Source organism: Pseudoalteromonas sp. MMG007, from assembly GCF_018100985.1.
In the GTDB taxonomy this organism is placed as follows: Bacteria; Pseudomonadota; Gammaproteobacteria; order Enterobacterales; family Alteromonadaceae; genus Pseudoalteromonas.
Genome location: NZ_JAGJEI010000009.1, coordinates 18,301 through 30,472 on the forward strand (window position 1 = coordinate 18,301; position 12,172 = coordinate 30,472).

A 12,172-nucleotide genomic window follows, 5' to 3' on the forward strand; every position below is an offset into this window, starting at 1 on the left:
GAGCAGCTTTAAAGTGAGGATTTTATTGCGCGCACAAAAAAACGGCTCGTAAGCCGCTTTTTTAAAGGCGAAGAATTAACAGTTAGTTTCTTCTGCGTTAACGCCTTCTTTTACATTTTCACATGCATCTTCAACAGAGTTTTGCACGTCAGTTACTGCTTCATCAATACGCTCGCCTGCGTCTTCTGCGTGGTTGTCTTCACAACCCATCATGAAAAAACCCGCAAATACTGCGACTAAAGCTGCTTTTAAAGTTGTAGAGTTCATAGTGTAATTCCTTGTAAGTATTAATTAATTTAGTGTTGGTTAGTCGTATGCCTTATCTACCTGGGTGATTTACCACGTAGCGCACCTGAAACTAATGAAATCACTAAAAGTACTAAAAAGATAAAAAATATAATTTTTGCTATACCAGCTGCGGCACCTGCGATGCCACCAAAACCTAACACTGCAGCGATTAAAGCAATAACTAAAAATGTGATTGTCCAGCGTAACATTGTCTTCTCCTTGGTTTATCAAATCGTTCGAAGTAACTAATGCCAGTTATATGCCAAATTATTTTAATGTTAATTATCAGTTGGTTATGTTGTTTGGGTGAGGTTTTAAATATCATCCCTATAGTAATTTTTACGCTTTGTTATGTAACTTATTCACAGTTATGTAAATTTAGTAAACGTTAGGTGTAGCTATTGAAATTTAACGCCACTTGGTAAGACCAATTTACATTTATTCTTTGGCCTTATAAGCGAACAGCTCCATAACATACTAGATTTAATAGTATTTATACGTTGTTACGAGGATGGGTATAAGCTTTGTCTATAGCCGTTATTTTTGCAATCTATACGCAATAGCGTTTATAGCGGTTTTAGTTATGTTAACCGTAGTGGCGATATGTTATTTTTATTTTAATTGGTTTTACCAATTTACAGGGTGTAGACAAAGTTAATTGTTTTGTTATCATCCAGTGAATAATTATTTAAATAAACCGACTTTTTATTTCGGTATGTTTTAAGGGGAGAAAAATGGATATAGGAGCTGTACTCACTACTGCGGGCAGTTTAATGCTTACGGGTATGGTGGGCGTGTTTGTATTTCTTTCAATATTAATTGGTGCTGTAACGCTTATGTCTCACTTGGTTGCGCGTTTTAGCGAGCCAGAAGTGGCAACACCGGTTAAATCACCGTCTTTTAAATCTCAAGGTGTGCCAAAAGAGCACATCGCTGCTATTAGTGCTGCCATTGCTCAGTACAAATCAAATAATAACTAAGGGGCACACACATGGCTAAATTAAAATTAACAGAATTAGTATTACGCGACGCTCACCAGTCTTTATTAGCAACACGTATGCGTTTAGACGACATGCTTCCTATTGCAAGCAAATTAGACGATGCAGGTTATTGGTCGATTGAGTCGTGGGGCGGCGCAACATTTGATTCGTGTATTCGTTATTTAGGTGAAGATCCTTGGGAGCGTATTCGTGCACTTAAAAAGGCAATGCCAAATACTAAACAGCAAATGCTATTACGCGGCCAAAACTTATTAGGTTACCGCCATTATGCTGATGACGTAGTTGAAAAGTTTGTAGAGCGAGCACACAAAAACGGTGTTGATGTATTTCGTATTTTTGATGCAATGAATGACGTACGTAATCTAGAAACTGCAATTAAGGCGGCCGTTAAAGTTGGCGCACATGCGCAAGGGACTATTTCGTATACAGTAAGTCCTGTTCATACGCTTGATATGTGGCTCACCCTTGCAAAACAGCTTGAAGATATGGGGTGTCACTCAATTTGTATTAAAGATATGGCGGGTTTATTAAAGCCATATGATGCAGAAGAGCTTATAAAAGCACTTAAAGAAACTGTCTCGGTTCCTATTGCTATGCAGTGTCATGCTACTACGGGATTAAGTACTGCAACGTATCAAAAAGCAATTGATGCAGGTATTGATATGCTTGATACCGCTATTTCTTCTATGAGTATGACTTACGGTCACTCTGCAACAGAAACTATTGTAGCGATTGTTGAAGGCACTGCTCGCGATACCGAACTTGATTTAAATCAGCTTGAAGAGATTGCAGCCTACTTTAGAGACGTACGTAAAAAATACGCTGCGTTTGAAGGAAGCCTTAAAGGGGTCGATGGGCGTATTTTGCTAGCTCAAGTACCTGGTGGCATGTTAACTAACATGGAAAACCAGCTTAAAGAGCAAGGCGCTGCCGATAAGCTAAATGAGGTGTTACTTGAGATCCCACGTGTACGTGAAGACCTAGGCTTTATTCCACTTGTAACACCAACATCGCAAATTGTGGGCACACAGGCAGTACTTAATGTGCTTACTGGCGAGCGTTATAAAACAATTACCAAAGAGACTGCGGGTGTTCTAAAAGGTGAATATGGGGTAACGCCAGCACCAATGAATAAAGAGCTACAAGAGCGAGTGCTTGATGGTGCAGAGGTTATTACGTGTCGTCCTGCTGATAAGATACAGCCAGAACTTGCAACACTTGAAGCTGAGTTACTTAAAGAGGTAAAAGAGCAAGGTTTAGCGCTTTGTGATGATCAAATAGACGATGTACTAACCTATGCATTATTCCCACAAGTTGGCCTTAAATTTATTAAAAACCGTAATAATCCTGATGCATTTGAAGCAGTACCAAGTGCTGACGATGAAGCGAGTAAACCAACAGCAAAACCTGCAGGTAATAAGGGCGTAACTGCCGAGCAGTATAGCGTGAAAGTAGACGGTAAGGTTTACGATGTTGTGGTAGCACAAGGCGGCGAACTTAAAGAAGTAAGCCTTAAAGATTCTGAGCATATCCCTCAGTCTGCATCGGTTGCATCTGGCGAGACATTAAATGCGCCGTTGGCTGGTAATATTTTTAAAGTAAAAGTAAAAGCGGGTCAAGTTGTTAACGAAGGTGATGTCGTTGTCATTATGGAAGCCATGAAAATGGAAACAGAAGTACGTGCAATGCACCCAGGCACTATAGCTGAAGTGCTTGTTTCTGAAGGTGACTCGGTGACAACGGGTGACGCAATTATAGCGTTGGCTTAAAGGAGAGTATAAATGGAAGCTCTTTTAAACCTTTGGCATGCGACAGGTATTGCTAACTTTACATTTCCTGGTTTGATAATGATTGCAGTAGGGTGTTTATTATTGTTTTTAGCAATTGCTAAAAACTTTGAGCCACTGTTACTGCTTCCTATCGGCTTTGGTGCAATACTTACTAACATTCCTGTTGCTGGTTTGTCGGATCCCGGTGGATTACTTTACTACGTATATTACGTAGGTATTGATACGGGTATATTCCCGTTATTAATTTTTATGGGTGTGGGCGCATTAACAGATTTTAGTGCGCTAATTGCAAACCCGCGTATGTTATTACTGGGTGCTGCTGCACAGTTTGGTATCTTTGCCACCTTGTTTGGCGCAATACTATTAAACTATGTGCCTGGTTTTGAGTTTACCTTACAAGATGCCTCAGCTATTGCCATTATTGGTGGTGCCGATGGCCCTACAGCAATATTTTTAGCCTCAAAGCTTGCCCCTGATTTACTGGGAGCAATCGCTGTAGCAGCTTACTCTTACATGGCACTTGTGCCAATTATTCAACCACCAATTATGCGTGCACTCACTACGCCTGAAGAGCGCCAAATTAAAATGCCTGAGCTACGCAAGGTATCTAAAAAAGAGAAAATTGTATTTCCTCTCATGGTGCTTAGCTTAACTGCAATGTTTTTACCTGCAGCTATACCGCTTGTTGGTATGTTTTGTTTAGGTAACTTAATGCGTGAGTCGGGTGTTGTTGATAGGTTAAGTAATAGCGCTCAAAACGAAATCATCAATATAACGACTATATTTTTAGGCTTAGCTGTTGGCTCAAAACTAGCTGCAGATAAGTTTTTAACAGTTGAGACTATTGGTATTTTAGTACTTGGCGCACTGGCTTTTGCAATTGGTACAGCGTCGGGCGTATTTATGGCAAAAGGACTTAACCGTATATCTAAAACACCTATAAATCCATTAATTGGGGCAGCAGGTGTATCGGCTGTGCCAATGGCGGCACGAGTAGTTAATAAAGTTGGCCTTGAAAGTAATCCACATAACTTTTTACTTATGCATGCTATGGGGCCCAATGTAGCGGGTGTACTTGGTAGTGCAGTTGCTGCGGGTATTTTATTAGCACTTGTTGGTTAAGCTAGGGGTTATTTTCTTTGTTGCTTGGTTTTTACTTATTCTTATATGGATGTAAGCCAGTAGAGTAACGCAGGAGCAGTTACCGAGTCCACTAGGTTACAAACCTCGCGCCGTGATTAAATAGCCCCTAGTTTGGATATATTTAATCCGCAAAGATCAATAGACCCTTCTTTTAACCCAACCGATTAGCGCAGTTTACTGCGCTTTTTTTTGTTCTTAATTTCTTCGCCTCTTAATGGTTTCTTGTTCAGCGCTTTTTGTTTACAGTAACAGCTCTTCAACATTTTAAGGATAGTTACCATGCTTCACACGCCTTTAGCAAAGCACTTGCCTCATGTTAGTAAACTTGTATTTGGATGTATGGGGCTGGGCGGCGGTTGGAATAAAGACGCAATCACTGATGCACATGTTAAGCAAGCTCATGAATGTATAGATAACGCCATTGAAGGCGGCATTAATTTTTTTGACCATGCTGATATTTATACATTTGGTAAAGCAGAGCAGGTTTTTGGCAAAGCATTAAGTGAGCGCCCTGAGCTTAGAGAAAAAATGTATATTCAGTCTAAGTGCGGTATTCGCTTTGAGGACAATAAGGGGCCGAAGCGTTATGACTTCTCTGCAAAATGGATAGAGGAGTCGGTGGAAGGGTCGCTAAAGCGTTTAAACACAGACTACCTAGATGTACTTATGCTACACCGTCCAGATCCGCTTATGGAAGTAGATGAAGTAGCGCAAATATTTAGTTGCTTACAAGAAAGCGGTAAAGTGCGTAATTTTGCTGTATCGAATATGCAGCAACATCAAATGAACTTTTTACAGCATGCTCTCGATATGCCAATAGTGGCTAATCAAATCGAGGCAAGCTTGCAAAAACACCAGTTTGTTGATGAAGGTGTTTATGCGGGCAATGCTGATGGTAAAAATCTTAACTTTACCCCTGGTAGTATTGAATATTGCCGACATTTTGATATTCAAATTCAAAGCTGGGGGAGCTTATGCCAAGGTTTATATACGGGTAGCGATTTATCAAATGCATCGCAAGAAGATATAAATACCAGCATACTCGTTAATAAACTTGCTGCACTATACGATACCTCGCCAGAAGCTATTGTACTTGCATGGTTGCTTCGCCATCCTGCATCGATACAGCCAATTATAGGCACAACTAACGCTAAGCGAATTACAGCATCTTGTGATGCTGTAAATGTAGAGCTAAGCCGCGAACATTGGTATGCACTTTATGTAAGTGCTAAAGGTCATGAGTTACCGTAGGAATCGCTATGAACATATTTGTTATTTTAATTTGCTTGTTTGTAGCCCTAGCAGTGCTTATTCCGCTACTTGAAAAGTACCAAAGTAAAATGGGGCTTGATGGCGCCACCAAATACAGTAAATACATTTGGCCGCTTGTTATGGTGTCTCTAGTGGTGCAGCTTATTTACGTATTAATGAACTGACACGTTAAATTAAAAACATAAAAAAGCCTTTGCAAGGTTATCCTGCAAAGGCTTTTTTGTTATCTATAACTAAGCGTTACTTAAGTGCTAATTGTAGTTCGCGATTGCGCTCTAACTGTGCAATAAAGTTATCAGCAATCGGTTTAAACTTAGCAAGCTCAGAGCGTGGTAATGGCTCCGACTTAGGAAGCTTAACGGTTTTAGGGTTACGGTGAACACCATTTACTAAAAACTCATAATGTAAATGGGCACCAGTCACACGACCTGTTGAACCAACCGTACCAATTTTGTCGCCTTGCTTAACTCTTTGACCTGTTTTAACAAGCTTTTTGTTAAGGTGTAAGTACTTAGTAACGTACTGAGTGCCATGGCTAATAAATATATAGTTACCGTTATATTTGCTATAGCCTGCTTTGATTACTTTGCCGTTACCTGAAGCAACCACAGGTGTGCCTGTTCGTGCTGCGTAGTCAATACCTCGATGAGCTCTTACTTGACCTGTAACTGGGTGTAAACGCTTAGGGTTGAAGCTTGAACTAATATATTTGAAGTTAACGGGTGCGCGTAAAAATGCTTTTTTCATACTGCGACCTTCCGGCGTATAAAAATTGCCGTCGGTGTGGCGAATAGCTGCAAAGCGTTGGCCTTGGTTTATAAATTCTGCAGCAATAATTTTACCAGTACCAATAAACTCACCATCAACGTAGTGAGACTCGTAAATTAAACCAAACTGATCGTTTTTACGAATGTCATTTGCAAAGTCGACATCCCAACCAAAAATATCCGCAAAGTTCATTATTTGACGTTCACTTAATCCTGCAGCAATTGCAGACGTCCAAAAGTTGTTAGATATTTCACCGCCAGCGGTTTTGGTTATCGTTTCAATTTCTTTACTGTCGATAGCTGTATCGTAATTACCTTCATCATTTAAAGTAACAAACAGCGTATCTGTTTTTGAAATTACATAACGCAGTTGTGCTAAAGAGCCATCTTCAGCAGTTGCAAAGCTAAGTACTTCACCTGGATGAATTTTTGTTAGCTTACGTGTTTCTGCGTTTGTATTAATTAGTTTGTGAAGCGTTTGCGCTGAGAAGCCAGCTCGCTTGAAGATAATTGCTAAATTGTCGCCATTTTTAACTGTGTGATCGATAAAGTCGTACTCTGGTAACTTTTCTGCTGCTTGTTCTGAATTTAGCTCAGTTAATTTTTCGTTGCCATCAACTTTTACTTGTAGTTCGTAGCGTTTACCAATCTCTAGTGCATTTACACTATTGTCTTTGGATGCAGTGGCTTTTTCAGAAGGAAGGAAGGCTAAGCCAACAATAACAGAAACCAAACCTAATATAAGCAATTTGTGTTTTTTGGGGAGCGTGCGAACCACGTGAACCATAACGTGCCTTTTTCTGCTATTAAGATAATAAATACATAATATTGCAGGATATACCTAATAATGTATGAATACTAGTGTTTTGTAGATTTAAACTGACCTTAAATTACGCTAAAATCGAGCTTAGAAAGCCTTTTTTAACGCTCTATCTAACTAAGACTCAATTGATTTTGTTTAGTTGCATGAATCACTTAAAAAGTTGTTTTAATTAGGTAGAAATTTGTTATGTTAGCTACATCTATATATTCGGTTTAAACCTTTATTAAACCGTGACTACGCAAGTAACTAGTCGCCCCTTCGTCGGCAGAATTTTGGAGTAACACAAAGTGGATTTACAAACCGCTCTAGCAGAGATAAAACGCGGTGCAGAAGAAATATTAATTGAAGACGAACTAGTTGAAAAACTAAAGTCGGGCAAAAAGCTAAAAATAAAAGCAGGCTTCGATCCTACAGCGCCAGATTTACACTTAGGTCACACTGTACTAATTAACAAAATGAAAACCTTTCAGGACTTAGGTCATGAGGTCATTTTCTTGATTGGTGACTTTACGGGCATGATTGGTGACCCAACAGGTAAAAACGTAACACGTAAGCCACTTACTCGTGAAGATGTACTAGCTAATGCTGAAACATATAAAGAGCAAGTGTTTAAAATATTAGATCCAGCTAAAACAACGGTAGCATTTAATTCTACGTGGATGGAAAAATTAGGTGCTGCAGGTATGATCAAGCTTGCTGCAAATCTAACAGTAGCCCGCATGCTAGAACGTGACGACTTTAAAAAGCGTTACGGTAGCGGTCAGCCTATTGCGATTCATGAGTTTTTATACCCGCTGGTACAAGGTTGGGATTCGGTTGCACTTGAGTCAGATGTAGAGCTTGGTGGTACTGATCAGCGTTTTAACCTACTTATGGGTCGTGAGCTGCAAAAAGTAGAAGGTCAAAAACCACAAACTGTATTAATGATGCCATTGCTTGAAGGCACCGACGGCGTTCAAAAAATGTCTAAGTCGCTAGGTAACTACATTGGAATTACTGATGCGCCAAACGATATGTTTGGTAAAGTAATGTCGATTAGCGATGTATTAATGTGGCGCTACTACGACTTACTCAGTGGTCTTTCAATTGAGCAAATTGCAGCGCAAAAAGAACGTGTTGAACAAGGCACTAACCCGCGTGATATTAAAATTGAGCTGGCTAAAGAGCTAATTGCTCGTTTTCATAGTGAAGAAGATGCGCAAGCGGCACATGACGATTTTATCAAACGTTTTCAGAAAAAAGCGCTTCCTGATGAAATCCCTGAGCTTACAATTACGATTGCAGAAGAGAGCATTTTAATCGCTAACTTGCTTAAAGAAGCAAACTTAGTGGCTAGTACATCTGAAGCAATGCGAATGATTAAGCAAGGTGCGGTAAAACTTAACGGTGAAGATAAAATCACTGATACTAAACTTGAAGTAGCAAAAGGCACGACGGCTATTTACCAAGTAGGTAAACGTAAGTTTGCGAACATTACTGTAGCGTAATCGCAGCAGTTGAAACTAAAAAACCAGCTTAGGCTGGTTTTTTTGTGCCCGTATTTTGAGCTTTTTAAATCAATTTTAATATTTCAATGCTAATAATTACTAACAGCCAAAATGCGCGAGCTTGGTTTAATCTATTAATTATTACAGGGACGTCTTCGGCTTTTGGTAGTCTCTCGTTGCTAATTCGCATTTTATTAAAGCGCTCACCAAAGTAAACCGCAGGTCCGCCAAGTTGCACACCAAGTGATGCCGAACATGCGCTTAAAATCCACCCTGTATTTTTTTGATAAAAATGTCTGCCATAGTGCTTTATGTAATGCATGCTTTGTTTACTTGCTTTGCTTGCAGCAATTGTTAATGCAAGCAGCCGTATTGGAATAAATTCGATTATATACAAAAGTATTTTAAGCGGTTTTAAAAAGTGGCTATTGGGTGATATATCGGTGCGCCAAGCCTGCTGCATTAAAGTGAGCAGTCGATATGCTAAAGCGGCAATCGGGCCAAACAATAAAAATATGAATATAACCACAAAGTAATTACGAGCAGTTCGTAAGATTAAGCTTTCAATTAAGGCTTTAATTATACCTGGTGCTGATAGTTTATTAACCTCTCTGGCAAGTAATGGCTTTAATAGTTCACGCGCGGTAGATTTTTGGTTTTGTTTTACTAACTTTGCAATACGCAGGGCTTTTTTATCAATCGCTTTGCTTTCAAGGCACAAATATAAAATGAGGCCTGCGAGAAGATCAGGATAAAAGGCAAATTCGAGCAGTAACACAAGAATAATAAGAATAACGCTTAAAACTAGCGTACAAGCAAGGATGGAGGCTAAATAAAGGTAGCTTTTGGGCTCACTTGGCTTATAAATTCGCTTTCCAATAGCGCTAAAAACAGCGGTTAATACTGTATTTGGGTGATACCAGCTTACTAAAGGAAAAAAGCGCTCAGCGAGGAGCGCTATTATAAAGGCAACAAAGTCCAAATGATTTTGAACAATATTGCTAAGCATTTAAAGGCTTACAGCCGTTAGTTTTTCTAAAAGTGCGACAACCATTTTAGATGAGTTGATTGAAGCTGTTTCTAAGTACTCTTCAAATGATTGCGGCGACTCTTTTCCGGCAATGTCAGACATAGAGCGAATAACAACAAACGGTGTATTAAGTGTAAAACACGTTTGAGCAATTGATGCGCCTTCCATTTCAACAGCAAGCATTGATGGGAAATCGCTGCGAGCTTTATCAATTCGTACTGGATCACACATAAAGGTATCGCCAGTGCAAATTAAGCCAACTAACGTCTTAACATTGCTAATTTGTGCAATAGTTTGCTCTGCAGCTTCTACTAATTTTGGGTGCGCTGTAAAGCCTGCAGGCATTTGTGGAACTTGGCCGATTTCGTAGCCAAATGCGGTCACGTCTACATCGTGATGACGCACTTCTGACGAGATGACTACATCGCCAACACTCAATGATGGATCAAACCCACCGGCAGAGCCCGTGTTAATAACACAATCAGGTTTAAAGTTATCAATGAGTAACGTGGTCGCAATAGTTGAAGCAACTTTACCAATACCAGATTGAACAAGCGTTACTGTGTTTCCAGCTAACTCGCCAGTATAAAAAGTGAAACCTGCTTTAGTTAAAATTTGTGGGTTTTGCATTGCTTCACGTAAAATTTTAACTTCTGGCTCCATTGCGCCAATAATACCAACATTCATAGTGTTAAATTCCTGAGTTTGAATAATTTGATTATACGTGAAGTTAGCTATAAAAAACAAAAAAGCGAGCTTGTTTATGAGCTCGCTTCAAATACTTTTGAAAGTGTATTTAATTATATTTTATATTTCGGCTAGGGCAGTTGTTTGCACTTTAGCTTGAGAAGGCGATAACACCGCAGGTTTGTGTACGCGGTTGCGAACTGGGCGCTGAGTTTGTGCAGCTGCAGGTTTACCGAGTTTAAACATTATTGCATCGCGAACTTCTGAAGGACGGTAGCCCGATTTAACCTTCATACGAATATGTGGAATGCCAGCAGATTCTAAGGCGCCATTTACAAACCAATCGCGCTGGGCTTTGTGGCCATCTTTATTGGCGTTATTAACTAAGTCAACAGCGGCAACAATGGTCAGCTTTTCTTTATCGATTAATACAAAGTCGAGTTGCTTATTTTTAGCTTTTGCTAAAGCAGCACGCTTAGATTTAGCCGAAAGGCCTTGTTTACAATCAATAACGTCGATTAATTTAACGCGGCTGACTATTTTAAATTGGTCGCCAACTGCACGTTCTAATAGGTTTAAAAATGCGCCCTCAACCTGCGTAAACACAGTTTGTTTACGGGTAAAAGGATACGGGTTTCCGCCATCATCATTAAATTTTGACGCAACAATTGAGGCCCCAACCACTAATACTAAAATTGATAATAAAGCGAATTCCATACGGTAACTCCATAACAACAAATTGACACTGCTTAACTAAAGCAATTTACGTGCCTAAAAACTTTGTGTTATACGTTAATTACTGTATGGATTTATAAACCATCATTGTAAGCCTGTTAAGCTTTGTAACCGCCGCTAACGCCTTTAACTGCAATAGCCACAGCGTCGTGCGCATGTAATGATTCGTAATGATTAATTTGTAGCCAATAATCACTAAAGTTATCGTTTTCAAGAACCGCTTTAATTTTACGAGCAGCGTCTTCACAAAACATTAAGTTTTGTCCATTGAGACGGGCAAATTCTTGCTCATCTTCGCGTTTTACTGCCGCCTGAACGGGGGTTTTAAGTTCAGCTTCTAACGTATCAATTAAATTAACAACGTCAAATTCATCACATGAGTTATCAAGTTTAACTTTTACATTGGCAATTGAGCGCTGTGAATGTGGCGTAGCTACAATGCCTTGCGTAGTGCCTAGCCACTCGTGCACATCTTTTTGACTTAGCGTCTCTTGGTTAAACTCTTGATTAAATGCATTTTGAATAAGCTGCCTTGCAAGTGCTGCAGAGCACGGGCAAGTAGACGAGTAAGTTACATCTAGGGTTAACTCATAGCTAATAACGTTATTTTCGATAGTGCTGGTAAGCGTTATAGGATAGCTTTTCCAACCAGCCTTACCGCTTAAAAGTGATTTACGACGTAGCGGTAATTCAAACTTAAACTCTATTTGCGCTTTATCACTCAAGCCTTCGTGGCTTGTTATAAATGTATCGAGTGCCTGTGCAATAGTATGCGGATTTACTTGTTGCTCGGTAGAAAGTAGGTCGAGCGCTAAAAATAAGCGCGACATATGGATGCCTTTAGCATCTTCTTTATGCAAGTTAACAAATGCACGCGCTTTTGCGTTAACGGTAACGGGTGCTAAATCTTTTGATTCAAAAATAAATGGCAGTTCTATTTCGCCCATACCAACCCAGTCTAACTTACCTGTTTGTAAGGCGGGAGCCGTGTCAGCTATATCGGGCATGTTGGTTTGCATGTACGCTACTCGTTATTGGTCATAATAAAGCGTTGCATTTTACACTAAATAATTTATTGCTGAAATGATGAGTTTAAGAAGTGGACGAATTCAAACACGAAAATTTTCTTTTTTATCGCACAACATGAGT

The 12,172-nt window shown here is 39.6% G+C and carries 13 protein-coding genes; 6 read left to right on the forward strand and 7 right to left on the reverse strand.

Annotation, left to right across the window (positions count from 1 at the left end; all coding sequences use genetic code 11):
- Window positions 1–75 precede the first annotated feature (75 nt).
- Together J8L71_RS11705 and J8L71_RS11710 are read right to left on the reverse strand one after the other, a co-directional pair.
- The gene (locus J8L71_RS11705; protein WP_211000691.1) at window positions 76–267 is read right to left on the reverse strand and encodes a hypothetical protein; all 192 of its coding nucleotides are present in this window, start codon (window positions 265–267) and stop codon (window positions 76–78) included.
- A gap of 56 nt (window positions 268–323) precedes the next feature.
- Window positions 324–497: a DUF1328 family protein gene (locus J8L71_RS11710; RefSeq protein ID WP_002961939.1), complete on the reverse strand. Its 174-nt coding sequence runs from the start codon at window positions 495–497 to the stop codon at window positions 324–326.
- 525 nt (window positions 498–1,022) lie between these two features.
- Here J8L71_RS11710 and J8L71_RS11715 point away from each other — a divergent pair.
- The 5 genes from J8L71_RS11715 (at window position 1,023) to J8L71_RS11735 (ending at window position 5,658) form a co-directional block, all read left to right on the forward strand.
- On the forward strand, window positions 1,023–1,268 hold the full coding sequence (locus J8L71_RS11715; protein WP_211000692.1) for an OadG family transporter subunit: 246 nt from the start codon (window positions 1,023–1,025) through the stop codon (window positions 1,266–1,268).
- Window positions 1,269–1,279: 11 nt separating this feature from the next.
- A complete protein-coding gene (gene oadA / locus J8L71_RS11720) occupies window positions 1,280–3,058 on the forward strand; it encodes a sodium-extruding oxaloacetate decarboxylase subunit alpha (protein ID WP_211000693.1) in 1,779 nt (592 codons plus the stop codon).
- A 12-nt stretch (window positions 3,059–3,070) separates the two neighbouring features.
- Complete coding sequence (locus tag J8L71_RS11725; RefSeq protein WP_211000694.1) at window positions 3,071–4,201, forward strand: sodium ion-translocating decarboxylase subunit beta; 1,131 nt, start codon at window positions 3,071–3,073, stop codon at window positions 4,199–4,201.
- A gap of 300 nt (window positions 4,202–4,501) precedes the next feature.
- Entirely contained in the window at window positions 4,502–5,473 is a 972-nt protein-coding gene (locus tag J8L71_RS11730; RefSeq protein ID WP_211000695.1) for an aldo/keto reductase, read from the forward strand.
- 8 nt (window positions 5,474–5,481) lie between these two features.
- A complete protein-coding gene (locus J8L71_RS11735) occupies window positions 5,482–5,658 on the forward strand; it encodes a hypothetical protein (RefSeq protein WP_211000696.1) in 177 nt (58 codons plus the stop codon).
- A gap of 76 nt (window positions 5,659–5,734) precedes the next feature.
- Here the strand turns inward: J8L71_RS11735 and J8L71_RS11740 are convergent, their stop codons facing one another.
- A complete protein-coding gene (locus tag J8L71_RS11740; RefSeq protein WP_211000697.1) occupies window positions 5,735–7,048 on the reverse strand; it encodes a peptidoglycan DD-metalloendopeptidase family protein in 1,314 nt (437 codons plus the stop codon).
- 323 nt (window positions 7,049–7,371) lie between these two features.
- Here J8L71_RS11740 and tyrS point away from each other — a divergent pair, with 323 nt between their 5' ends.
- Complete coding sequence (gene tyrS, locus J8L71_RS11745) at window positions 7,372–8,571, forward strand: tyrosine--tRNA ligase (RefSeq protein ID WP_211000698.1); 1,200 nt, start codon at window positions 7,372–7,374, stop codon at window positions 8,569–8,571.
- Between the two features lie 64 nt (window positions 8,572–8,635).
- On the opposite strand, the gene ampE is transcribed toward tyrS, so the two are convergent.
- The 4 genes from ampE to folE2 form a co-directional block, all read right to left on the reverse strand.
- On the reverse strand, window positions 8,636–9,580 hold the full coding sequence (gene ampE / locus J8L71_RS11750) for a regulatory signaling modulator protein AmpE (protein ID WP_211000699.1): 945 nt from the start codon (window positions 9,578–9,580) through the stop codon (window positions 8,636–8,638).
- Entirely contained in the window at window positions 9,581–10,288 is a 708-nt protein-coding gene (mtnN, locus tag J8L71_RS11755; RefSeq protein ID WP_211000700.1) for a 5'-methylthioadenosine/S-adenosylhomocysteine nucleosidase, read from the reverse strand.
- A gap of 120 nt (window positions 10,289–10,408) precedes the next feature.
- Window positions 10,409–11,005 carry a DUF2726 domain-containing protein gene (locus J8L71_RS11760; RefSeq protein WP_211000701.1) on the reverse strand — a complete coding sequence of 199 codons (597 nt, stop codon included), beginning with the start codon at window positions 11,003–11,005 and terminating at the stop codon, window positions 10,409–10,411.
- Between the two features lie 116 nt (window positions 11,006–11,121).
- Entirely contained in the window at window positions 11,122–12,042 is a 921-nt protein-coding gene (folE2, locus tag J8L71_RS11765) for a GTP cyclohydrolase FolE2 (RefSeq protein ID WP_211000702.1), read from the reverse strand.
- Between the last annotated feature and the right edge of the window lie 130 nt (window positions 12,043–12,172).

Bases quoted from the DNA above. Each gene is read 5' to 3' on its own strand.
- J8L71_RS11705 (WP_211000691.1), bottom strand. From the start codon at position 267: ATGAACTCTACAACTTTAAAAGCAGCTTTAGTCGCAGTATTTGCGGGT.
- J8L71_RS11710 (WP_002961939.1), bottom strand. From the start codon at position 497: ATGTTACGCTGGACAATCACATTTTTAGTTATTGCTTTAATCGCTGCA.
- J8L71_RS11715 (WP_211000692.1), top strand. From the start codon at position 1,023: ATGGATATAGGAGCTGTACTCACTACTGCGGGCAGTTTAATGCTTACG.
- oadA (WP_211000693.1), top strand. From the start codon at position 1,280: ATGGCTAAATTAAAATTAACAGAATTAGTATTACGCGACGCTCACCAG.
- J8L71_RS11725 (WP_211000694.1), top strand. From the start codon at position 3,071: ATGGAAGCTCTTTTAAACCTTTGGCATGCGACAGGTATTGCTAACTTT.
- J8L71_RS11730 (WP_211000695.1), top strand. From the start codon at position 4,502: ATGCTTCACACGCCTTTAGCAAAGCACTTGCCTCATGTTAGTAAACTT.
- J8L71_RS11735 (WP_211000696.1), top strand. From the start codon at position 5,482: ATGAACATATTTGTTATTTTAATTTGCTTGTTTGTAGCCCTAGCAGTG.
- J8L71_RS11740 (WP_211000697.1), bottom strand. From the start codon at position 7,048: ATGGTTCACGTGGTTCGCACGCTCCCCAAAAAACACAAATTGCTTATA.
- ampE (WP_211000699.1), bottom strand. From the start codon at position 9,580: ATGCTTAGCAATATTGTTCAAAATCATTTGGACTTTGTTGCCTTTATA.
- mtnN (WP_211000700.1), bottom strand. From the start codon at position 10,288: ATGAATGTTGGTATTATTGGCGCAATGGAGCCAGAAGTTAAAATTTTA.
- J8L71_RS11760 (WP_211000701.1), bottom strand. From the start codon at position 11,005: ATGGAATTCGCTTTATTATCAATTTTAGTATTAGTGGTTGGGGCCTCA.
- folE2 (WP_211000702.1), bottom strand. From the start codon at position 12,042: ATGCAAACCAACATGCCCGATATAGCTGACACGGCTCCCGCCTTACAA.